At 67.4% G+C, this 21488-nt stretch carries 18 protein-coding genes, 1 tRNA gene and 1 pseudogene; 7 read left to right on the top strand and 13 right to left on the bottom strand.

What is annotated here, in order from left to right; translation table 11 throughout:
• Positions 1–3: 3 nt before the first annotated feature.
• The 5 genes from gspF to PE061_RS14195 all read right to left on the bottom strand — a co-directional run bounded on the left by gspF (position 4) and on the right by PE061_RS14195 (position 6467).
• Positions 4–1227, bottom strand: coding sequence for a type II secretion system inner membrane protein GspF (gspF, locus tag PE061_RS14215; RefSeq protein ID WP_271255910.1), 1224 nt, complete (start codon positions 1225–1227; stop codon positions 4–6).
• Positions 1214–2734 carry a type II secretion system ATPase GspE gene (gspE, locus tag PE061_RS14210; RefSeq protein ID WP_271255909.1) on the bottom strand — a complete coding sequence of 507 codons (1521 nt, stop codon included), beginning with the start codon at positions 2732–2734 and terminating at the stop codon, positions 1214–1216. Before gspE ends, gspF begins: the two co-directional genes overlap by 14 nt.
• Before the next feature lie 5 nt (positions 2735–2739).
• On the bottom strand, positions 2740–4761 hold the full coding sequence (gspD, locus tag PE061_RS14205) for a type II secretion system secretin GspD (protein ID WP_271259208.1): 2022 nt from the start codon (positions 4759–4761) through the stop codon (positions 2740–2742).
• A 47-nt stretch (positions 4762–4808) separates the two neighbouring features.
• A complete protein-coding gene (locus PE061_RS14200) occupies positions 4809–5600 on the bottom strand; it encodes a type II secretion system protein N (protein WP_271255908.1) in 792 nt (263 codons plus the stop codon).
• A gap of 102 nt (positions 5601–5702) precedes the next feature.
• Positions 5703–6467, bottom strand: coding sequence for a prepilin peptidase (locus tag PE061_RS14195; protein ID WP_271255907.1), 765 nt, complete (start codon positions 6465–6467; stop codon positions 5703–5705).
• Between the two features lie 106 nt (positions 6468–6573).
• Here PE061_RS14195 and PE061_RS14190 point away from each other — a divergent pair, with 106 nt between their 5' ends.
• From PE061_RS14190 to PE061_RS14180, 3 genes are all read left to right on the top strand, one after another.
• Positions 6574–7353 (top strand): PDZ domain-containing protein, encoded by a 780-nt coding sequence (locus tag PE061_RS14190; RefSeq protein ID WP_271255906.1) that lies wholly within the window; start codon positions 6574–6576, stop codon positions 7351–7353.
• Between the two features lie 208 nt (positions 7354–7561).
• Positions 7562–9088 (top strand): hypothetical protein, encoded by a 1527-nt coding sequence (locus PE061_RS14185; RefSeq protein ID WP_271255905.1) that lies wholly within the window; start codon positions 7562–7564, stop codon positions 9086–9088.
• A gap of 82 nt (positions 9089–9170) precedes the next feature.
• Positions 9171–11846: a TonB-dependent receptor domain-containing protein gene (locus tag PE061_RS14180; protein WP_271255904.1), complete on the top strand. Its 2676-nt coding sequence runs from the start codon at positions 9171–9173 to the stop codon at positions 11844–11846.
• 57 nt (positions 11847–11903) lie between these two features.
• Here the strand turns inward: PE061_RS14180 and PE061_RS14175 are convergent, their stop codons facing one another.
• From PE061_RS14175 to PE061_RS14160, 4 genes are all read right to left on the bottom strand, one after another.
• The gene (locus PE061_RS14175) at positions 11904–12527 is read right to left on the bottom strand and encodes a prolyl hydroxylase family protein (RefSeq protein WP_271255903.1); all 624 of its coding nucleotides are present in this window, start codon (positions 12525–12527) and stop codon (positions 11904–11906) included.
• Positions 12502–12744, bottom strand: coding sequence for a DUF3297 family protein (locus PE061_RS14170; RefSeq protein WP_271255902.1), 243 nt, complete (start codon positions 12742–12744; stop codon positions 12502–12504). The genes PE061_RS14175 and PE061_RS14170 overlap by 26 nt, the downstream gene beginning before the upstream one ends.
• A 133-nt stretch (positions 12745–12877) precedes the next feature.
• Positions 12878–13402: a glycine zipper 2TM domain-containing protein gene (locus tag PE061_RS14165; RefSeq protein WP_271255901.1), complete on the bottom strand. Its 525-nt coding sequence runs from the start codon at positions 13400–13402 to the stop codon at positions 12878–12880.
• Positions 13403–13579: 177 nt separating this feature from the next.
• The gene (locus PE061_RS14160; RefSeq protein ID WP_271255900.1) at positions 13580–13903 is read right to left on the bottom strand and encodes a UrcA family protein; all 324 of its coding nucleotides are present in this window, start codon (positions 13901–13903) and stop codon (positions 13580–13582) included.
• A 121-nt stretch (positions 13904–14024) separates the two neighbouring features.
• Between PE061_RS14160 and PE061_RS14155 the strand changes: the two genes are divergently transcribed.
• Complete coding sequence (locus PE061_RS14155; protein WP_271255899.1) at positions 14025–14921, top strand: LysR family transcriptional regulator; 897 nt, start codon at positions 14025–14027, stop codon at positions 14919–14921.
• Between the two features lie 14 nt (positions 14922–14935).
• On the opposite strand, the gene cobT is transcribed toward PE061_RS14155, so the two are convergent.
• Genes cobT through PE061_RS14140 form a run of 3 tightly spaced genes read right to left on the bottom strand, consistent with a single transcriptional unit; the run spans position 14936 to position 18366 of the window.
• Positions 14936–16795 (bottom strand): cobaltochelatase subunit CobT, encoded by a 1860-nt coding sequence (cobT, locus tag PE061_RS14150; RefSeq protein WP_271255898.1) that lies wholly within the window; start codon positions 16793–16795, stop codon positions 14936–14938.
• Complete coding sequence (cobS, locus tag PE061_RS14145; protein ID WP_271259207.1) at positions 16792–17736, bottom strand: cobaltochelatase subunit CobS; 945 nt, start codon at positions 17734–17736, stop codon at positions 16792–16794. Before cobS ends, cobT begins: the two co-directional genes overlap by 4 nt.
• A gap of 42 nt (positions 17737–17778) precedes the next feature.
• Positions 17779–18366 carry a J domain-containing protein gene (locus PE061_RS14140; RefSeq protein ID WP_271255897.1) on the bottom strand — a complete coding sequence of 196 codons (588 nt, stop codon included), beginning with the start codon at positions 18364–18366 and terminating at the stop codon, positions 17779–17781.
• Between the two features lie 132 nt (positions 18367–18498).
• On the opposite strand from PE061_RS14140, the gene PE061_RS14135 reads away from it, so the two are divergent.
• The 3 genes from PE061_RS14135 to PE061_RS14125 all read left to right on the top strand — a co-directional run bounded on the left by PE061_RS14135 (position 18499) and on the right by PE061_RS14125 (position 19802).
• Positions 18499–19350 carry a CPBP family intramembrane glutamic endopeptidase gene (locus tag PE061_RS14135; RefSeq protein WP_271255896.1) on the top strand — a complete coding sequence of 284 codons (852 nt, stop codon included), beginning with the start codon at positions 18499–18501 and terminating at the stop codon, positions 19348–19350.
• A gap of 53 nt (positions 19351–19403) precedes the next feature.
• On the top strand, positions 19404–19682 hold the full coding sequence (locus PE061_RS14130) for a BolA family protein (protein WP_271255895.1): 279 nt from the start codon (positions 19404–19406) through the stop codon (positions 19680–19682).
• A gap of 44 nt (positions 19683–19726) precedes the next feature.
• Positions 19727–19802, top strand: a tRNA-Thr gene (locus PE061_RS14125).
• A gap of 576 nt (positions 19803–20378) precedes the next feature.
• Here the strand turns inward: PE061_RS14125 and PE061_RS21785 are convergent.
• A pseudogene (locus tag PE061_RS21785) lies at positions 20379–21458 on the bottom strand (recombinase family protein); the annotation flags it as partial.
• Positions 21459–21488 lie beyond the last annotated feature (30 nt).

Below are 21488 nucleotides of genomic sequence, written 5' to 3'. Positions count from 1 at the left end.
ACCTCACTGGATGGCAATGGTGTCGAGCTGCAGGATCGGCAGCAGGATGGATAGCACGATTGTCGCAATGACACCGCCCATGATGACGATGATGAGCGGTTCGAGCAGGCTGAGCGCGCTTTTCGTGAAAGCGTCGAATTCGCGCTCCATGTAGTCGGCGGCGCGGCCAAGCATCGGCGCGAGCTTGCCGCTCGATTCGCCCGACGCCGTCATGTGGACGAGAAGCGGCGGGAAGATGCCGGTGCGGCGCATCGAGCCCGACAGGCTGCCGCCCTCGCGGATCGATTCCACCATATCCTCGGTCGCGCCGCGCAGCACGCGGTTGCGGATGGTGCGCGAGGTGGCGGCGAGGCCGTCGAGAAGCGGCATCCCGTTCTCGACCATCGTGGAAAGCGTGCGCGCGAGGCGCGCGGCGTGGAGATCGCGCAGCAGCCGCCCGGTGAGCGGGATGCGGAGCAAGGCGCGGTCCACCCTCAGGTGGAAATCCTCGCGCTGCATCATGCGCGTGAAGACGAGCACGCCGACGCCGATGAGTGCGAGCACGATGAGGCCGTAGCTCGTCATGAAATCCGAGATGCCGATGACGATGCGGGTGAGCAGCGGCAGCTCCTGCCCCATGTCGTTGAACTGCTCGACGACCTTCGGAATCACGTAGGTCATCATACCGATGACGATGAGCAGTGCGACGAGCGCCAGCATCGCGGGGTAAGCGAGCGTGGTGAGGATCTTGCCGCGCACCTCCGCCTGCCGCTCGTGGAGATCGGCGAGGCGTTCGAGGATTTCGGTCATGCCGCCCGAGCCTTCTCCGGCAGCGACCATCGCGCGGTAGAGCGGCGGAAAGCTCGCGGCTTCGAGCGCCATCGCGTCGGCAAGGCGGCGGCCTTCGACGACGCCGCCATGCACGCGCCAGACGACATCGGCGACCTTCTTCTGCTCCGCCTGCATGGCGATCGAGCGCAGCGATTCTTCCAGCGGCGAGACGGAAATCAGAGTCGCGAGCTGGCGCGTGAACAGGGTGAGCGCCTTGGACGACAGCTTGCGGCGGCCGAAACCGGCGCTGAGCGCTGGAGCCGGTGCCGTGCGGGTTTCCGCCGCCGCACCGAGTCGCACCGGAAGCAGCTTGCGGCGTTCGAGCAACGCGCGTGCGTCGCTTTCGCTCGCGGCGGTCAGCGTTCCCGTGCGCTCGCGGCCCGCCGTGTCGAGCGCGAGATAATCAAAGGTCGGCATCGACCGCCGAATCCCGGCGCATGATCCGCACCGCCTCTTCAACCGTGGTCTTGCCGTCGACGACGAGACGCCGCACCGCCGCCGCGAGGTTCGGTGCGCGCCCGAACGCCTGCCGCGCGATCACGGCCTCGTCCGCACCGGACAGGATAAGCTGGCGGATATCCTCGTCGATGCGGACCGCCTCGTAGACGCCGATGCGGCCCCGGAAGCCGGTGTTGGCGCAGGACGGACAGCCCGCCGCGTGGCGGATGACGACGCCCGCATCGAGGCCCAATGGCGCGGCGTCGGCGGCGCTCGCCTGCACCGGCTGCGAGCACACGTTGCAGAGCCGCCGCACCAGTCGCTGCGCGACGACGAGACGCAGCGACGAGGCGAGCAGGAACGTCTCGACGCCGAGGTCCTTGAGGCGCGTGATCGCGCCGACGGCATCGTTGGTGTGGACCGTGGAGAGCACGAGGTGGCCGGTGAGCGAGGCCTGCACGGCGATGTCCGCCGTCTCGGAATCGCGGATTTCGCCGACCATCACCACGTCCGGGTCCTGCCGCAGGATGGCGCGGAGGCCGCCCGCGAAGGTCATGCCGACCTTGGTGTTCACCTGCGTCTGCCCGACGCCCTCGATGGCGTACTCGATCGGGTCCTCGACGGTGAGGATGTTGCGCGTGCCGTCGTTCAAAAGGCGGAGGCCCGAATAGAGCGTCGTCGTCTTGCCCGAACCGGTGGGGCCGGTGACGAGGATGATGCCGTGCGGCTCCTTCAGCGCATCGGTGACGATGCGGAGCAGGTCGGCGGGCATTCCGAGGTCTTCGAGACCCAGTTCGGCCTGCTCCTTGTCGAGGATACGCAGCACGACTCGCTCGCCGTGGCGCGAGGGCAGCGTCGAGACGCGCACGTCGAGTGCGCGGCCGCCCAGAGAAAGCCCGATGCGGCCGTCCTGCGGCAGGCGGCGCTCGGCGATGTCGAGACGCGCCATCACCTTGATGCGGCTGACGACGAGCGGCGCCACCTTCGCGGGCAGGCGCAGCGCCTCGCGCAGCACGCCGTCGACGCGCAGGCGGACGATCAGCGAACTCTCGTAGGGCTCGACATGGATGTCGGACGCGCCCTGCCGCACCGCTTCGGCGATGACGCCGTTGATGAGGCGGATGACGGGGGCATCGTCCTGCGTGTCGAGAAGGTCTTCGGCCGCCGGAATGTCCTCGGCAAGCGCGCCGAGATCGCCGACCTCGCCGAGCCGGTCCGACACCTGCTCGGCGCTGAGGCCGTCTGTCGCGTAGCGCTCCTGAAGCAGCCGCTCGAACTCGCGGCGCGGCACGAAGCGCACGACGATGGGCCGTCCGAGGATGCGCCGCACCTCGGTGAGCGCGCGCGGATCGTCGCCTTCGCGAAGGCCGACCCCGATCTCCGCGCCCTCGTCGTCAAGCACGATGACGCCGAAGCGCTTGGCGAAGGCATAGGGAATCTGGATCGAGCGTTCGGAAGGCAGCGGTGCGGCGTCGCCGGCCGTCATGGGTCCTACTCCGAGGGGGGCGGCGCGGGCGGCGGCGCGGCTGGAGGCGCAACCGGCGGTGCGGCGCCCATATAGTCGCGCACCAGCGCGTCGAGCGAGGGTTCCTGCTTCGGATAGCGCTCCCGCTGCATCTCGCGCGCGTAATTGTAGCGCCGCGCGCTGATCGCCTGCGCGTCCTGCCGGCTGCGCACGATGGTGGGGCGGATGAAGATCATGAGGTTGGTCTTCGAGCGGCTGCGCGACCGGCTCTTGAAGATCTCGCCGACGAGCGGGATGTCGCCGAGCAGCGGCACCTTCTCGATGGTGCGGCGCTCGTTCTCGTCGATGAGGCCGCCGAGCGCGATGATGTCGCCGTCGTCCACCGTCACCGTCGTCTCGATCTCGCGCTTGTTGATGATAAGATCGGCCGAGCCCGTCGCCACCGGCCCAGCGATCGACGACACCTCCTGCCGCAGGAACAGCTTGATCGCGCCGCCCGCGTTGATCTGCGGTTTCACCTCAAGCTGCACGCCGACGTTCTGGCGCTGCACGGTGCGGAAGGCGTTGTCGAAATTGGGCGACAGCGCCTCGCCCGTGGTGATCGGCACTTCCTGGCCGACGAGGATCTTCGCCTCCTGGTTGTCGAGCGTCATGATCGACGGCGTCGACAGCACGTTGGAGGCGGTATCGGACTTCACGGCGTTGATCACGGCGCCGAACAGCGCATCGTTGCCGATCTCGCCGCCGAAGCCGAACAGCGAGCCGGACACGCCGAGCAGCGACTGGACCGCCGCCTGTTCGAGCGCGTCCGCTGCCGCCGAGGCCGTGCGGCCCGTCGTGGTGCCGCCGTCGTTCGTGGTCGTCGTTGTCCTGTCGAGTTCGCGCGCACCGATGGCCCCTGCAATCGCGAGCAGATTGGGCGCGCTGTTTGAATAATTCGTGACAGCGAACGGCACGCTGTTGCTTCCCGTGCCCGCAAGCAGGAACTGGACGCCGAGCTGCTTCGCCGCATTGTCAGAAATCTCGACGATGATCGCCTCGACGAGCACCTGCTCCTGCCGCACGTCGAGCTTGCGAATCACCTCGCTGAGCGAGCGCTGCACGTCGGGCGGCGCCGAGATGACGAGCGCGTTCGCGCCTTCGTAACGTGCAATGACGGCGCGGCCCGGACCCGGCGGCGCGCTGCCCGCGGGCGTTGTGGACACCGTCGCGCCCGCACCCGATGCCTGCCCGCCCTCGCCGGATTGCGGGGCGCTGTTCACCACCGTGACCTGCACCTGCTGCCCGGCGAGCTGCTGGAGCACCGGAAGCAGCGCACCCGCATCGGCGTTCTGGAGGAACACGACCTGTATGTCCGTGCCTGCCGAGGCGCGCTTGTCGAGATCGGAGACGATCGCCGCCATGCGCGCCACCGCATCGGGATCGCCGCGCAGGATAACGCTGTTGGAGCTGTCGACGGCGATCACCGAGATCGCGCCGGCGCCGCCCGCGCCTGCCGCACGCGACACCGATTCGATCGCCGCGGCGATTTCGCGCGCGCCGGCGTTGTCGAGCGTGATGAGGCGCATGGTGGTGCGGTCGCGGTCGATATCCTTCAGCACCGAGCGCACGCGGGCGAGGTTGTCGGCATAGTCGGCGATGACGACGGCGCTGCCGGTCTTGCTCGCTGTGATCTGGCCCTGCGCGCTGACGAGCGGGCGCACCGCCTCGATCGCGGATTGCGTGTCGATCGACTTGAGGTCGATGACCTGCGTGACGAAGCTGCTGCTGCCGCCGCGCGAGGGCTGCTGCGCGGCATTCGCGGCGGGCGCGATGCGGAAGGCGCCGCCGTCCGTGGGGATCGCGATGAAGCCGTTCGCGCGGAGCGTCGAGAGGAACACCTCGAAATACTGCGTGCGCGACAGCGGCCGGTCGGCGACGACCGACACCTTGCCCTGCACGGCGGGGTCGATGATGAAGGTGCGGCCCGTGGTGCGGGCGACATCCTCTATATAGGCGCGAATATCGGCGTCGCGCAGGTTGATGACTTGCTGCGCAGGCGCGGGCATCGCGAAGGCGAGCGCCAGCGCCGCGCCGATCAGGAAGCGGCCTGCCCTCACCGAACGATCTCGAACGTCACAGTCTGCACCTCGGCCCCACGCCTGATCTCCAGCACCGCGACATCGTTGTCGCCGATGAGGTTCGCGATGCTTCCGGGCAGCGTCTCTGAATCGATTCGGACGCCGTTCGCCGAAAGCAGCACGTCGCCTGCCTTTAAGCCGATTTCGTTAAACAATCCGCCACTTCCCACGGGCTTCAGCGCAAGTCCCTCGACCTCGCCGCCGCGGCGCACCAGCTCGCCCGTGATCTCGCGTTCGACGCGCTCCAGCGGGACCTGCACCGTCGTCGCGTCGGCGGCGGCAGCAGCAGGCATGGGCGACACGGCGCGCGCCGGCACGGACTGATCGAGGAACAGCTGCTCGAGCGAACCGCCCCGGCTCACCGTCACGCTGTCGAACGCCACGCCGTGCAGCGTGACGCCGGGCATGATCTCCTCGCCGACGAGGAAGCTGCGCTGCGTACCGTCGACGCCGATGATCGCGGAGCCCCTGCCGCTGACGTTGTCGACGCGCGTGCCGTAGAGGTCGATGGCGAGGTCGGAGACGACGGCAGGTCCGCCGTCGCCGGGCATCTGGAAGAACGGGTCGAATCGGCCGAACACGGCGGTGTCGGACCTTGCGGCAAGAGTCAGCGTCGGCGGCGTGCCGACCGGCCCGACCGGCGCCAGCAGCGCCCACACGAGGCGCGCGGCGGCAAACGCGAGCAGCAGCGCCAGCAAGACCTGCGCCGCCGCCGCGAGGCTGCGCGCATTCACGCGCTGCAGCCATTGCCTGTCAGTGAACCCCATTCCGTCCGGCCCGCCTTCACGAAATCGCCCCGCTAGGGAGTTAGCATGTCAGTTTGATGACGGCGAGCGTCATCACGTGTCATATCGGGACATTGGGCAAGCCTATAGCAACGCAAGCGGAACGATGGGAGCACGCGCCGCCGCCATCCAGACACCGATGGCCGCAATTGCAAGGCAGGCGCCGAGCGGGACCCGCGTGGCGGGGCCGACCTCGGCGCCGCGCAGCTTCCAGAGCGCGATCAGCCCGAATCCGACCAGCGAGGCGACGATCACCACGAACGGCAGCGCCTGCCAGCCCATCCAGAGCCCGATTCCGCCGAGCAGCAACGGGTCGCCGCCGCCGATCCCCTCGCGCCCGCGCAGGACGCGGTAGCCGACGCGCACGGCTTCAAGGCCGAGGAACCCGGCGGCTCCGCCCGCCAGCGATGCCAGCATGTCGCCGCGCGTGACGAACAATGCCGCGACACCCGAAAGCGCGAGCAATGCTGTGAGCTGCAGCGGCAGCCAGTGGTGCCTGAGATCAAGCGCGGCGAGCAGCAACAGCAGCCACCCGAACACCGCCCAGACAAGGTCGGCCGGTGTCCGTGCCAGCATGACGGCGAGCAGCCCGACAAGCCCCGCGAGCAGTTCCATGATCCACGTGGACCCCGGAATCACCGCGCCGCAGCCCTTGCAGCGGCCGCGCAGCACGATGAACGAGAACAGCGGCACAAGTTCCAGTGGTCCGAGCACACGCCCGCACGCGTCGCACTGCGAGCGCCCGCCGACGACCGGCCGCCCGAGCGGCAGACGCGCGGCGACGAGCGCGAGGAAGCTGCCGGCGATGGTTCCCGCCAGAAACCCGCACGCAAGCATCAGCCCCGGCATGAGCCCCCCGGCCGTTCCGCTCACCGGCAATACAGCACCGCTCCTGCCCTTTCCGCGACGTCCCGTGTCGCAAATCTGTCACGCAGCCGGCCTAACCGGCTCCCTCGTGGCTATCACAATTGACCCGAGGCTCAACCCCAGGGCGGTTTCGCTGGCGCTGCTTCTGGCGGGCGGCGCGGCCGCGCTTGCCCTGTGGCCGGGCGGCGAGAGCGCGCCCACGCCCGTTTCCGTGCCCATGCCTCCGCCGCAGCCCGTGGCCGCACCGCCGTCCACCCTCCCCGCGGCGCTATCGCTGACCCCGGCAGACGTCGCGGAGGTGCGCGTCCACGGCACGCTCGGGAGCGCAGCTATCGTTTCCATCGGCAGCGCGGCGCAGCAGCGCATCATAGCCGGCCGCCAGATTCTGCCCGGCATCACGCTCGAACGCGCGGCGCCCGACCACATCATCGTCGCACGCGGCGGGACGCGGCTTCGCATCCCGCTGCTGTCCTTCGACGGCGCTCCGCCCCCCGCGACCGCCGTGGCGGCGGACGGCGAGGCACCGGCACCGACGAAGGCGACCGCCGAAATCCCGACGCTTTCGCGCGCGGCCTACGGCGGCGACAACGCGCGCCGCCAGACGCTGGCCTTCCAGCTTGGGCTCGTCCGCGAGACAGTGGGCGAGGTGACGCGCGGCTTCCGTGTCCGCAAGATCGCCGACATGGCATTCTTCCGGCGCGCGGGCCTGCGCGACGGCGACATCGTCACCGCCATCAACGGCGCGGGACTGCACAGCGAAGAGAAGATCATCGAGCTGGCGGACGAGCTTGCACAATCCAAGCGCGTGACGATCAGCTACCTGCGGGGGGACGCGCCCCATGAAGCCGAAGTCGATTTCACAGACTGACCGGGAGTGTGACAGAGCGATGACGAAACGGCGTCATTTATGTTAAAGTATTACTTCAACTTGTCATAATAACCATTCGTAAAACATTGCGAAATCTGTAATATTTCCATCATGAATCACCCCTAGGCGTCCCCCTCGGAACACGCAGACGCGAAACGAGATTCGCAGCGTCTGCCCTCGCCGCCAACGACCACAAAGGGGTGTCTCAATGTCACATCTTCGCAGTTTCCTGATGCTCGGTTCCGCGCTCGCGCTCGTCGCCTGCGGCGCCGACGACGTTGCCTCCCCGGGCGAGGGCGTCATCGTGACGCCGACTCCGACCCCCACACCGACGCCGACTCCCACACCGACCCCAACGCCGACACCCACGCCGACGCCGACCCCGGACGATTGCCCCACGGGCACGACCAACGTCGGCACCGTTGCCGATCTTCGGAACTGTCAGATCTCCGGCACGATCACGAGCAACCTCGCGCTGCCGAAGATCGCCGGCCTCGTCTATTCGCTCTCCGGCGTCGTTCAGGTCGGCGTCGACGTCGGCTCCGACGGCACCGCGCCGGGCGGCACGAGCGCGACCCTGACGGTCGATCCGGGCGTCGTCGTGTTCGGCTCCTCGGGCGCCGACGCGCTCGTCGTCAATCGCGGCTCGCGCATCGTCGCGGAAGGCACGCCGACCAATCCGGTGATCTTCACCAGCCGCGCCAACATCGTCGGCACGGCGACCTCCGAGAGCATCGGCCAGTGGGGCGGTCTCGTCATCCTCGGCCGCGCGCCGATCGGCACCTGCTCAGCAGGCGGCACGACGCCCGGCACGCCGGGCTGCCAGGCGGCCGTGGAAGGCGTCACCAACGCCTATTACGGCGGCGGCGTCGCGAACGACAGCAGCGGCAGCCTCAAATACTTCCAGATCCGCTACTCCGGCTTCGCGCTCTCGCCCGGCAACGAGCTGAACGGCATCACGCTCGCCGGCGTCGGCAACGGCACCACCATCGAGTACGTGCAGGTCAACAACAGCTCGGACGACGGCATCGAGTGGTTCGGCGGCACCGTGAACGGCCGCTACCTCGTGCTCACCGGCAACGACGACGACTCGATCGACACCGACAACGGCTACACCGGCGTCAACCAGTTCGTGATCGTCACGCAGCGCACCGCCGTAGGCGCGGCGGGCGGCGACTACGTGTGGGAAGCCGGCACGGGTGACGGCTCCGTCAACGAAACTGTGCGCCAGGACACACACTTCGCCAACGTCACGGTCGTCGCCAACGCCGGACCGGCGATCCTGCTGCGCGGCGGCGGCGACTACCAGCTCTCCAACTGGGTCGTGTCCGGCCCGGCCTCCTCGCAGTGCCTCGACATCGACGGCGCCGCCACCATCCAGGCGGCAGGCGCGGGCACGGACGAGAACGGCCCGCCCGTGTTCAAGTCGGTGTTCTTCGCCTGCGGCGCGCCCTACGTTGACGACACCAACGTCACGGCGGCGCAGATCCAGGCGCTGTTCGAGGTGGCCGGCAACAACAACACCCCCGCCGGCACATCGACGCTGACCAGCGTGTTCGTGAACGGCCCCAACGAAAATGCCGTCCCGGCCGTCACCAACCTCGCCACGCTCAACAGCTACTTCCACAACGTCGACTACATCGGCGCCGTGAAGAACGACGCCGACACGTGGTGGCAGGGCTGGACCTGCGGCCTCGGCAGCGGACCGGCGTGCACCGTCAACCCGGCGAACTAGTCCGGCCATGAAACGTCCGGGGCGGCGGCACGCGTCGGCGGCCGCCGTCCCCTTTCAGTTCAGGAAGATCGGAAAGCCTGCCATGATCAGGACCTCGTCATTTGGAACCCTGCTTCTGCTTTCAAGCGCGCTCGCGGCCCCGTCCGCATGGGCGCAGGAGCGCCCCGTCGAGCCCGAGGAGTCGATCGACATCTCCGCGCCGGGCGTCAGCATCAGCGACGAGGTCGTCGTCGTGCAGGGCCGCTACATCCCCGAGGCGATCCGCGCGACGCCGGAGGTCATCAGCGTCCTTTCCGCCGCGGAGATCGCGCGAACCGGCGAAGGCGACATCGCCGGCGCGCTCCAGCGCGTCACCGGCCTCAGCCTCGTCGGCGGGCGTTTCGTCTATGTGCGCGGCCTCGGCGAGCGCTATTCGCTGGCGCTGCTGAACGGCCTGCCTCTCCCCTCGCCCGAGCCGCTGCGCCGCGTCGTGCCGCTCGACATCTTCCCGACCGACGTGATCGCAAGCTCGGTGGTGCAGAAGAGCTATTCGGTGAACTACCCCGGCGAATTCGGCGGCGGCGTCATCAACCTGACGACAGCGGCAATCCCGGAGGAGAGCTTCCTCAAGGTGGGCGGCAGCCTCAGCGGCGACAGCGAGACCACCTTCCAGCGCGGCTACACCTATTTCGGCAGCGACAGCGACTGGACCGGATTCGACGACGGCTCGCGCGATATCCCCGCGAACCTCAAGGCCGCCATGAACAGCGGGCATCTTCTGGTCGTCGGCCCGAACTTCAGCCTCGACACGATGAAGGGCCTGACCGCGAGCCTGCTCAACGCGCCGACGACGCTGATCCAGCGCAACGACGACATTCCGCTGAACGGCTCCGTCGACATCACCGGCGGGCTCAGCTTCGACATCGGTAGCGACCGCTTCGGCATCATCGCCGCGTTCGGCTGGGACAACAGCTGGGAAACGCGCGGCGGGCTCCAGCAGCAGACGCTCGGCCTTTCGGCGAACAGCGCGGGCGAGGACATCATCCGGCCGGACAGCAACTTCCGCTTCCTGTCGACCGAGAACCGCGTCGTCGTGCACGGCCTGCTCGGCTTCGGCTACGAGTTCGGCGAGCACAAGCTGCGCTGGACCAACCTCTACATCCGCGACACCTCCAAGGAGGCGCGCATCCAGGACGGCGTCGACGAGATCAACGTCGGCTCCGACCGCCTGAACAAGAGCTACACCAACTGGTTCGAGCGCCAGCTCATCGACACACAGTTCGTCGGCGAGTTCAAGTTCGACGACGTGGCGCTCGACGTGCGCGGCACCTATGCGAACACGCAGCGCGAGGCGCCCTACGAGCGGGCGTTCAGCTACCGCTACGACGAGACCGTGGGCGATTTCCTCAACGACCTCAGGACGGGCGGTCAGAGCGCGACGATCTCGTTCTCCGACCTTTCGGAGGACGTGTGGGCAGGCTCCGCGAACGTCAGCTGGAAGCTACCGACCGCGCGCAGCATCACGCTCACCGCGGGCTATGCCTACACGGACACGACGCGGACCTCGACGCGGCGCGATTTCGCCTTCCTTCCGGAAGCGAGCCTCGGCCTCGCCGTCGCGCAGGAGCGCCCCGACTACCTGCTCTCCGACTACAACATCTACACATACGACATCGTGCTTACCGACCGCTCCGGCGCGGCGGGCGTCGCCAAGTACGACGCGGGCCTCGAGGTCCACGCGGGCTATCTCCAGGCCGAGGTCGAGCTGATGGACTACCTGCGCGCCACGATCGGCGTGCGCTACGAGGACGCTAAGCAGTTCGTGAACGCCGTCGACCTGTTCGGTACGGGCGGAAGCGCAGCGCTCTCGACGCACCTCGCCAACGATTATTTCCTGCCCGCCGCGACGATCACGTGGAACTTCGCGGAGGACATGCAGCTCCGGCTCGCCGCGTCCAAGACCATCGCCCGCCCGCAGTTCCGCGAGCTGGCGCCGCAGCAGTATTTCGACACGGAATCGGACCGCACGTTCATCGGCAACAACTACCTCACCGACAGCAAGCTTCTGAACTTCGAGGCGCGCTACGAATGGTATCTGGGCCGCAACGAGCGGTTCTCGCTCGCGGGCTTCTACAAGAAGATCGACAAGCCCATCGAGGCGATCGCCACGCAGCAGGGCCAGACCTTCTTCACGACCTTCGCGAACGCACCGGAAGCGCAGCTTTACGGCGCGGAACTCGAAGTGCAGAAGTATTTCGCGCTGTCGGACTGGCTGCCCGGAAAATTCTTCGAGACACGGGACCTGCTGATCGCAACGAACTACACCTACACGAAATCGAAGATCAAGGTCGGCGCCGGGGACACGACGATCCCCACCGACACGGCAGGCGTGCCGATCGCGGCGTCGCTCGTCTTCAACGACGGCGCGAAGCTCACCGGCCAGTCGGACCACATCGTGAACCTGCAGATCGGCTTCGAGGACAGCGAACGCCTCTCGCAGCAGACGCTGATGCTGACCTACGCCAGCAAGCGCATCTCGAACCGCTTCTCCTATCAGGGCACGCCGATCGACTTCATCGAGGAGCCCGGCCTGCGGCTGGATTTCGTCGCGCGGCAGGGCTTCACGGTCGCCGGACGCGAACTCGAGGTGAAGTTCGAGGCGCGCAACCTGACGGGCGAGAACTATGAAGAATACCAAGCCTACAACGGCACGCGCGTCGACCGGAACACCTACGACATCGGCCGCTCGTTCTCGCTGGGCCTCAGCGCGAAGTTCTGAAAACCCGGGTCAAACGGAAAGGGCCTCGCCGCGTGCGGGGCCCTTTTCCGTTTCACGTCATCCCCACGGCCGCTCACGGAACCACTTGGTAATGACGTACTTGACGCCGCCCCGCACCTTCATTGCCGCGTGCAGCGTCGCGGGATTGGGCGTGCCGTCGGCGCGGCGGTTGTTCCACGCGACGAGCTTTCCGCTTTCCGGCTGCACGATCTTGTCGATCACCTTGAAGCGCGTCGCGCCGCCTGCGGCGGGCGTGTTCAGGTAGATCATCGCCGTCCACGTGCGCTGGCCCGAGACGGTGCAGTAGCGCGCGTAGTCGGGCCCGTCCGGCTCGAAATAGTCGGTGTGCTGCTTGAACTCCTGCCCCACCGCATAGCGCTGGCCCTGTATCGGCTCACCGAACGCCGGTTCGATCCCCATGTATGCGCAAATTCGGTCGTTGAGCGCAGCGACCACCGGATCGCTGCCGTCGAGATCGCAGGTCTCGCTGGTGCGGTAAGCGGCGTAGCCGAGATCGTCGGCGATCTCCGAGGGTCGTCGCCTCGCGTCGATGCGCGTCACGATCTCCGCACATTCCTCCGGCGAGAGAAATTGCTTGCGGATGTAAAGGTCGAGCTTCGGGCTCGGGACCTTCTGCGCGCCTTCGAGCACAGGCTCAGCTCCGCCAGTAGGCCTCGACATCGCCCTTCAGCGTGATGGTGAGGGGCTTGCCGCGCCGGTCCACCTTCTTGCCGAGCGCCGCGCGGATCCAGCCCTCGCTGATGCAGTATTCCTCAACGTCGTTCCGCTCGCGGCCCTTGAAGCGGATGCCGACGCCGCGTTCCATCACGGCTTCGCTGAAGAAGGGGCTGTCCGGGTCCGCGCACAGGCGGTCGGGCGGGCTGTCGGTCTCGGTCATGCTCGTGTCCTGCGGTTTCTTTCGCCCGCTTGTTAGCGGCTTTCCCGCGAAAGAAAAGAGCCGCCCGGCACGTGTTTGGGCGGCCCGTTCCGCCGGCCGCGATGGGGTTCGATACGAACCGGCGGCGCGGCTTCTAGTAGCAGTAGCGGCGCTTGCCGCCCTTGTCGTCGATCTCGTGGCCGATGAGGGCGCCGAGACCCGCGCCGATCACGGTGCCGATCGTCTTGTCGCCGTAGCGCGCCACTTCGTTGCCGATGACGCCGCCGAGAACGCCGCCGATCAGCGTGCCTTCGATGTTGCTGTCCTTGCGGCAGCTGTCATAGCTCGAATAGTAGCGCCCGCCCCGGCCGTACCAGCCGCCGCGATAGTCGCTGGCGCCCCGGTAATAGACCGGCCGGTAATTGTCGTAATAGCGGCGGCCGTCGTAGAAGCGTCCGTCGCGATAGCCCTGACGATAGGCGTAGCGGTTGTCGCGGCGATCGTCCCGGCGGTCGTACTTGCGGCCGTCCTGGTAGCCCTTGCGATAGGCGTTGCGGTTATCATGGCGATCCTTCTGCCAATGCTTGCCGCCACGATCCCAACGGTCGTTGTCGGCCATCGCCGGCGCGGCGGTCAGCATGGTCATCGCCGCAGCGGCCATCAGAATCTTCCTGAACATATCCGTCTCTCCACTCGTCGTTCGCGGTCATCGGCGGGAGGGGAACGAAAGCCGCCGATGACCACGTGGGAGAGACTGCGACTCGGCCCTTGAACGGCTTCTGAATGTTCCTGTCAGGGTTCGGACAGGTGCGACGAACGGCCCGCCGCAGGTGATGCCGCGGCGGGCCGCAGCGGCTCAGCGCGTGGGAGGACGCGTCGGGCCACCTTCGAGGGCAGCGGTCAGGATGCGTTCGCTGACCGGCGCGATGTCGGCCCGCGCCGTTTCCCGACAGCGGCGCACCTCGCGCTTGCCGACGAGGTCCGCGGCCGATGCCGTGCCGCACGCGCTGCGGACGGCAATGCGGATGCGGCTGTCGAGCGCGCGCCGCCCGTCCGCGGTGGCGAGGTCGAGATCGCCGTAGGACACGACGCGCGTTGCTTCGGGAGAGACGGGCTCGGCGGTTGCGGGCAGCGCCCACAGGCCGCCGGCAAGCGCGGAGAGCGCAAGCAGGGTTTTCATCGTTTCAGCTCCATGCGGTGTGGGAGGGGTCACGGCGCCGCAGGCCCTTGAATACGCCTTTTCGGCGCCCTCGCCGAACAACGATATTGCCAGCCCGTTCTGCAAATGTGCAGAATACGCCATGTTCGACTGGAACGACCTCCGGCATTTCCTCGCTGTCGCGCGCACCGGCAGCACGCTCGCAGCGGGACACGCGCTGCGGGTCAGCCAGACGACGGCGGCGCGACGCATCGCGGCGCTGGAACAGGCGCTCGGCGTCGCGCTCTTCGAGCGGCGGCAGAGCGGCTATGCGCTGACACCAGCCGGCGAGGCCTTGCGCGCGCACGCGGAAGCGGTCGAGGCCGCTGCGAGCGGCTTTGCCGACGCGGCCGCGAAGCAGGACCGGGAAGCGAGCGGTACGGTTCGGCTTTCCGCGCAGGAGATCCACGCGATCACCGTGCTTGCCCCGATCCTGCGCGATCTGCATCAGGCGCATCCGGCCATCCGCATCGAACTCGACACATCGGAAGCGATGCGCGACCTCGCCGCGGGCGAAGCGGACATCGCGCTCCGTTCGGTCCGCAGGCCGTCGGGCGGCGGTCTCGTCTGCCGCCGCGTCGCCGACGAGCCGTGGACCGCCTATTGCAGCCGAAGCTATGCGGCGGCGAACGGTATCCCGGAAAACGTGGAGGCGTTCCGCCGGCATACGCTGATCGGCGGCGGCGGCGAAGGCATCTGGCGCATCTACAGGAACTGGCTGGCCCAGCACGGACTGGAATCATCGGTGATGATCCAGCACGGTTCGCTCACGGGCGTTTTCGCGGCGGTCCGTTCGGGCGCGGGCATCGCCGTGCTGCCCTGCTTCGTGGCGGACGCCGACCCTGAACTCGTGCGCTGTATGCCGGTGCCGCCCAACGTGGAGCGCGGCGTGTGGCTCGTCACGCACGAACGGCTCCGGCACGTGCCGCGCGTGCGCGTGGTGATGGATTTCCTCGCCGCCGAACTCACACGGGTTGCCCGGCGACAGGCACGGGATTGATTTCGACGGTGGGGCTATGCCGCCCGGCGCCCCCGCCCCTTCCCTGCGCCTTCCTCCTCGAAAAGCTGCGCGAGCTGCTCGATGATCGTGCCGCCGAGCTGCTCGGCGTCCAGGATGGTGACGGCGCGGTTGTAGTAGCGCGTGACGTCGTGGCCGATGCCGATGGCGATCAGCTCCACGGGCGAGCGCGCCTCGATCCACTTGATGACCTGCCGCAGGTGGCGCTCGAGATAGTTGCCGCTATTCACTGACAGGGTGGAATCGTCCACCGGCGCGCCGTCCGAGATCATCATCAGGATGCGCCGCTCCTCGGGACGCCCGATCAGGCGGTTGTGCGCCCAGAGCAGCGCTTCGCCGTCGATGTTCTCCTTGAGGAGCCCCTCGCGCATCATCAGGCCGAGGTTCCTCCGCGCGCGGCGCCACGGCGCATCGGCGGTCTTGTAGATGATGTGGCGCAGGTCGTTGAGGCGGCCGGGCTTCGGCGGGCGCCCGTCGGCGAGCCATTGCTCGCGGCTCTGCCCGCCCTTCCACGCGCGCGTCGTGAAGCCGAGAATCTCGACCTTTACCGCACAGCGTTCGAGCGTGCGCGCGAGGATGTCCGCGCAAATCGCCGCGATCGAGATGGGGCGGCCACGCATCGAGCCGGAATTGTCGATGAGCAGCGTCACCACCGTGTCGCGGAAATCGGTGTCGCGCTCCACCTTGTAGCTGAGCGCGTGCTCGGGGTTCACGACGACGCGGGTGAGCCGCGCCGGGTCGAGCAGGCCTTCGTCCTGATCGAAGTCCCACGCACGGTTCTGCTGCGCCATCAGGCGGCGCTGGAGGCGATTGGCGAGTTTCGTCACCGCGCCTTGCAGGTGCACGAGCTGCTGGTCGAGATAGCCACGCAGCCGCGTCAGTTCCTCGGCGTCGCAAAGCTCCTCGGCGGTCAGCACCTCGTCGAACTTCGCGGTGTAGGCGTGATAGTCGAAATCGGGCGTCAGGTCCGTCGTCGGCGTGTTGGGACGCCACGGCACGACGCCTTCGTCGCCGTCCTCCGCCATGTCGGCGTCGGACATGGCATCGCTGTCCATCTCCGCCGTCTGGCTCGTCTCCTGATCGCCGCTCTCGCTTTCCTCGGCACGGGTGTCCATGCTCGAATCCTGCCCGGCGGCGCCTTCATCATCGCCCTCGTCGCTGTCGCCCTCGTTCTGCTGCTCGTCCTCGCCGCTTTCCTGATCGTCCTGCTCGGGCTCGTCGCCCTTGTCATCGCCGAGGCCGAGATCAGCGAGAATCCGGCGCGTGAGCGCCGCGAAGGCGTTCTGGTCGTCGAGATTGGCGGCAAGGTCGTCGAGGTGGCGCCCCGCCTTTTCCTCGATCCAGTCGCGCACATGCGACAGGCCCGCATCCGCGATGGCGGGCGACGGCTCGCCCGTCAGCCGTTCGCGCGCGATCATGCCGACGGCGCTCGCCAGCGGCACCTCATCCGGATTGCGCGCGCGGATCAGCGGGTCCGCCTTCACGCGGGCGAGGTTCATCTGCGAAAGATTGACCGCGACGCCCGCCATGTCGCGTCCCCCGATCGCCTCGACGCGCGCCTGCTCGACGGCGTTGAACACATCGCGCGGCAGGCCCGCCGGCGGCTGGAGCGCCGCGTGGCGTTTCGCATCGTGGTGACGGCGGCGCAGCGCGAAGCTGTCCGCCCAGCCGCGGCACTCGGCGACCTGGTCGGCCGGAAGTCCGCGCGCCGGCTGCGGCACGCGCGCCTGATTGCCCGAGGCGCCCGGCCGGTCCGCCGTGTAGGTGAGGTCGAACTCCGGCGTGTGCGCCATCGCGCGCAGCGTCGCCGCCAGCGCGTGCCGGAAATCCTCGATCCTGTTCTCGGGCTTGCTCACGCCTTCTTCGCGATGCTCTCCGGCAGCTCCTCGCCGAAGACGCGCTGGTAGTATTCGGCGACGATGCCGCGCTCGGCCTCGTCGCACTTGTTGAGGAAGCTCACCCGGAAGCCGAAGCCGATGTTGTTGAAGATCTGCGCGTTCTGCGCCCATGTGAGCACCGTGCGCGGGCTCATCACGGTGGAGATATCGCCGCCGATGAAGCCCTGCCGGGTCATGTCGGCCACCTTCACCATGTTGGCGATGGTCTTCTGGTCGAAGCCCTTCACCTTCGCGGCGACGATGGCGCTTTCCGTCTCCGGCGGCAGGTAGTTGAGCGTCGTGACGATGCTCCAGCGGTCCATCTGGCCCTGATTGATCTGCTGCGTGCCGTGATAGAGACCGGTCGTGTCGCCGAGGCCCACGGTGTTCGCGGTGGCGAACAGGCGGAAATACTTGTTCGGGCGGATCACGCGGTTCTGGTCGAGCAGCGTCAGCTTGCCCTCCACCTCCAGTACGCGCTGGATCACGAACATCACGTCCGGGCGGCCCGCGTCATACTCGTCGAAGACGAGCGCGGTCGGCGTCTGCAGCGCCCACGGCAGCAGGCCTTCGCGGAACTCCGTCACCTGCTTGCCGTCGCGCAGCACGATGGCGTCCTTGCCGATGAGGTCGATGCGGCTGATGTGCGAATCGAGGTTGATGCGGATGCACGGCCAGTTGAGCCGCGCCGCCACCTGCTCGATGTGCGTCGACTTGCCGGTGCCGTGATAGCCCTGGATCATCACGCGGCGGTTGAAGGCGAAGCCCGCGAGGATCGCGAGCGTGGTGTCCGGATCGAACACATAGTCGGGGTCGAGATCGGGCACGCGCTCGTCGGCCTTTGAAAAGGCCGGGATTTTCATGTCCACGTCGATGCCGAACACCTGCCGCGCGTCGACCTCCAGATCGGGCGCGTCCATCAGCGTGCCGTGGTGCTCGTTGTCCTTCAGCTGCGTCGCCACTTAACTCTTCCTGCTTTTCCGTTCGGCCCCGAAGGCCGGGCTTGCCTTGAGGTGCGTATAGGCATCAATCACGCGGCGCAACTCGGCTTCATGGGTACGGTCCCCGCCGTTCGCGTCCGGGTGCAGCATCCGCACCTTCTCCTTGTAGCGGGCGCGGATGTCCGTGAAGCTCGCCTTTTCGTCAAGGCCGAGTGTGCGGAGCGCCGCGACGTCGGCCTTGTCCAGCACGCGCCCGTCGCGCACCTTCGGCGGCGCGAAACCACCCATGCGCGCCTTCATCACACCGATCGGGTCGTCGAAGCCGTCGGCATAGGCATTGGAGGCGAAGGCCTGCGTGCGCCGCTCCCAGCCCGGCGCGGCATTCTGCACGCCATCGTCCTCATAGGAATAGGCGGCGTTGAACGCGCGCACGTGATCGAGGCACAGGTACTTCCAACCCGCCCTCGCGCGGTTGGAAACGGGCGCGCGGAACTCTCCCGGCTGGTCGCAACCGGGCTCCGCGCACAGGCGCGGCTCCGACGCGGCAACGCGGCCGTGGAAGCGTTCGCGGGGGTTACGGGCAGTCGTGATCGGAACGGTCCTGAACATGGGTTTTGCGCCTATATAAGAATGCGCGGCGGTATTGGCAGTCCCCGAACGCACGTGTTGAATCAGAGAAAATTTTCTCTTGAGAAAATACTTGATCGTCATAAGCTTGAACATCGGCTTGGGGAGCAGCCAATGGACAAACGAAGGCTTTTCGGCGACGTCGCGCTGTTCCTGGCGCTGACACTGGGTCTCAGCTGTATCTTCTACGTGCCACTGGTGACACTGAAGCCTTCCCCTGCGTTCATGCCCTATGTGACCGGACTGATGTGGGCGCCCGCGATCGCCGCGCTCCTGACCGTGCGAATCCGGCGGCTCGATCTCGCCTCGCTCGGCTGGGGCTGGGGCGGACACCGCTGGAACCTCACCGCCTATCTCGTGCCGCTCGGCTACGCGGGGCTCGCCTATCTCGCGGTGTGGCTCTTCGGCCTCGGCGGTTTCGCGGACGCGGAGAACGTCGCCAGGCTGCGCACGTTCCTCGGCTGGACGGACGCGAGCCCGGCGCTCGTCGTCGTCGGCTACGCCCTCCTGATGGCGACCGCGGGCATGGCGATCTCGCTCGCCACCGCGCTCGGCGAGGAGATCGGCTGGCGCGGCTTCCTCGCGCCCCGGATGGCGCAGCTCGCCGGGTTCATGCCGAGCGTGTTCATCGTGGGCCTCATCTGGGGCGCATGGCACATGCCGCTCATCCTGCTCGGCAGCTACAACGCCGAGACCGAATGGTGGGTCGCCATCCCCTGCTTCATGGTGCTCGTGCTCGGCGTCTCGTTGATCGCGGCATGGCTGCGGCTGAAGTCGGGCAGCCTGTGGCCGGCCGCGATCCTGCACGCCAGCCACAACCTCTTCATCCAGCGCGTGTTCACCCCACTCACCGGACCGCGCGGCGAGGTGACGCCTTACGTGATCGAGGAGTTCGGCATCACGGTCCCCCTCGCGATCCTGATCTTCGCGGTCTGGTTCTGGAAACGCCGCGCCGAAGTCGCCTGAAAAGGCCCCCGAAACGCCGCTGACACGCGGGCGCTTTGCTGTATAGAGGCCGCATGTCCACCGTCAGCGCCGAAATCGAACGCCGCCTCGCGGCACTTCAGCCCGTCCACCTCGAAGTCCGCAATGACAGCGACCGCCACCGCGGTCACGCCGGGCACGACGGCACGGGCGAAAGCCACTTCACGGTCCGCATCGTCTCCGAAGCGTTTGCAGGCAAGAACCGCGTGCAGCGGCAACGCGCCGTCTACGCCGCGCTCGGTGACCTCATGGACCGCATCCACGCGCTCGCCATCGCCGCCGCCGCCCCCGGCGAACCCCTCCCCGAACGCTGAAACCCTTGATTTGCACCGCCACCCGCCGCAATAGGACGCAGCATGCCGGGTTAGCTCAGCTGGTAGAGCAACCGCCTTGTAAGCGGTAGGTCGTCGGTTCGAGTCCGACACCCGGCACCATTTCGGTCCAAAACCCCGAGTCCCTAGCACCGCCGCCTCTACGCCGGAAGCGGCGGTGAGGGTTCGCAGCAGTTCGGTGCGGGTGCCGCGGATCTGCACATCGGTCTTGCTGAACACCTCGACTCGCTGCGCCACGGCCCGAATATGGTTGCGCGCATAGGAGCCGTCGTTCTGGCGGAGCTTGCGCTGGGCGGCCAACGCAAAGGCGTGGAGGCTCTCGACCGTGATTTCCGGGCTGATCTTCTCGATATGCGCGACCGCGCGCTCGGCATCGCCTCTGGCCTGGTCGCGGAGAGCGGTCAGCTCCGCGATCCGTGCCTTGAGCGATGAATCGCCCATATCGACCAGTCCGTTCTCGATCGCCTCATAGAGCCGGGAGAGTTTGGTATCCGCCTCCGTCGCCCGTCGTTCCATTTCGGCGACGTGCTGGCGGCGTTCCGTCACCCAATCCTCCCGCCGCGCGATAAGCTGGTCCATCAGTACCTCCAGCCGCGCGGGATCGAGCAGCCGCTTCTCCAGATGGTCGATCACCGCCTCGTTCAGCCGATCCATCGGGAGCGAGATGCCGGAACAGCCTGTTTTCCCCTTCGTGGCCTTGGTCGCGCAGGTGTAATAGCGATATTCCCGGCCGCTCCGGCTGGTGCCGGTGCGCAGCGTCATCGCCCCGCCGCAGCAGGCGCAGAAGCAGATGCCGGTCAGCAGTGTCGATCCGCCGACCGCACGCGGCGGCATCATCTTCGGGCTGCGTGCTTTCAGGGATCGCTGCACGGCCTCGAACTCCGCCACCGAGACGATGGGCGGCACGTCCATGATGGCGTGTTCGGCCTCGGGCTTCCGGCGCTTCTTCTTCACGTCATAGGTGTTGAAGCGATGTTGACCGATATAGGTCGTCCGCGTGAGCACCTGATGCACCGTGCCCTTGCCCCAGCGCCCGCCGTAGCGCGTGCGGATATTATTGTCGTTGAGCCAGCATGTGATCGCCATGACGCCCATCGGCCCGGAACCACCGGCACCCTCCAGTGCCAGACGGAACATCCGGCGCACCGTCTCTGCATGGATCGGGTCGATCTCCAGCTTCTTCTTGACCTTCGTGCCGCGCTGCTCGGCGTCGACCACGCGATAGCCGATCGGCGGGCGGGCGCCGTTCCAGAAGCCCTGGCGCGCATTCTCGTTCATCGCCCGAAGCGTATGCTTGGCGGTTTCCTTCGACTGATATTCGTCGAACAGCGTCATGATCCTCCGCATCATCTCGCTCGCCGGATCGTCGCCGAGAACCTGCGTGATGGAGACGAGCTGCACGCCATTCTTCGCCAGCTTGCGGACGTAGAACTCGAACTGGAACTGGTCACGGAAGAAGCGCGAGAAGCTATGGACGACCACCACGTCGAAAGCAGGCGGCTTCTCCATCGCGGCATCGATCATGTCCTGGAAAGCGGGCCGACGATCGTCCGTTCCCGAGACGCCCGGTTCGACGAACTCGGCCGCGACCTCCCAGCCATTCGAGAGGCAATAGCTCTCGAGCTGGCGGCGTTGATCGGGGATCGACAGATCATGGTCCGCTTGGCGCGGCGTGGAAACGCGCAGGTAGAGCGCGGCGCGGGCCGTCGCCACGACGGGCGCTGCATCCTCTTGTCGTTGCCGGACGGCGCTGGTCATGACGTTTTGCTCCTTACTTCATGGCAAGGG

It is taken from the genome of Sphingosinicella microcystinivorans (assembly GCF_027941835.1).
Taxonomy (GTDB): Bacteria; Pseudomonadota; Alphaproteobacteria; order Sphingomonadales; family Sphingomonadaceae; genus Sphingosinicella.
This window is presented reverse-complemented; position numbering and strand designations above follow the sequence as displayed.

Bases quoted from the DNA above. Each gene is read 5' to 3' on its own strand.
- gspF (WP_271255910.1), bottom strand. From the start codon at position 1,227: ATGCCGACCTTTGATTATCTCGCGCTCGACACGGCGGGCCGCGAGCGC.
- gspE (WP_271255909.1), bottom strand. From the start codon at position 2,734: ATGACGGCCGGCGACGCCGCACCGCTGCCTTCCGAACGCTCGATCCAG.
- gspD (WP_271259208.1), bottom strand. From the start codon at position 4,761: ATGCCCGCGCCTGCGCAGCAAGTCATCAACCTGCGCGACGCCGATATT.
- PE061_RS14200 (WP_271255908.1), bottom strand. From the start codon at position 5,600: ATGGGGTTCACTGACAGGCAATGGCTGCAGCGCGTGAATGCGCGCAGC.
- PE061_RS14195 (WP_271255907.1), bottom strand. From the start codon at position 6,467: ATGCCGGGGCTGATGCTTGCGTGCGGGTTTCTGGCGGGAACCATCGCC.
- PE061_RS14185 (WP_271255905.1), top strand. From the start codon at position 7,562: ATGTCACATCTTCGCAGTTTCCTGATGCTCGGTTCCGCGCTCGCGCTC.
- PE061_RS14180 (WP_271255904.1), top strand. From the start codon at position 9,171: ATGATCAGGACCTCGTCATTTGGAACCCTGCTTCTGCTTTCAAGCGCG.
- PE061_RS14175 (WP_271255903.1), bottom strand. From the start codon at position 12,527: ATGTCGAGGCCTACTGGCGGAGCTGAGCCTGTGCTCGAAGGCGCGCAG.
- PE061_RS14170 (WP_271255902.1), bottom strand. From the start codon at position 12,744: ATGACCGAGACCGACAGCCCGCCCGACCGCCTGTGCGCGGACCCGGAC.
- PE061_RS14165 (WP_271255901.1), bottom strand. From the start codon at position 13,402: ATGTTCAGGAAGATTCTGATGGCCGCTGCGGCGATGACCATGCTGACC.
- PE061_RS14160 (WP_271255900.1), bottom strand. From the start codon at position 13,903: ATGAAAACCCTGCTTGCGCTCTCCGCGCTTGCCGGCGGCCTGTGGGCG.
- PE061_RS14155 (WP_271255899.1), top strand. From the start codon at position 14,025: ATGTTCGACTGGAACGACCTCCGGCATTTCCTCGCTGTCGCGCGCACC.
- cobS (WP_271259207.1), bottom strand. From the start codon at position 17,736: ATGGACGCGCCCGATCTGGAGGTCGACGCGCGGCAGGTGTTCGGCATC.
- PE061_RS14140 (WP_271255897.1), bottom strand. From the start codon at position 18,366: ATGTTCAGGACCGTTCCGATCACGACTGCCCGTAACCCCCGCGAACGC.
- PE061_RS14135 (WP_271255896.1), top strand. From the start codon at position 18,499: ATGGACAAACGAAGGCTTTTCGGCGACGTCGCGCTGTTCCTGGCGCTG.
- PE061_RS14130 (WP_271255895.1), top strand. From the start codon at position 19,404: ATGTCCACCGTCAGCGCCGAAATCGAACGCCGCCTCGCGGCACTTCAG.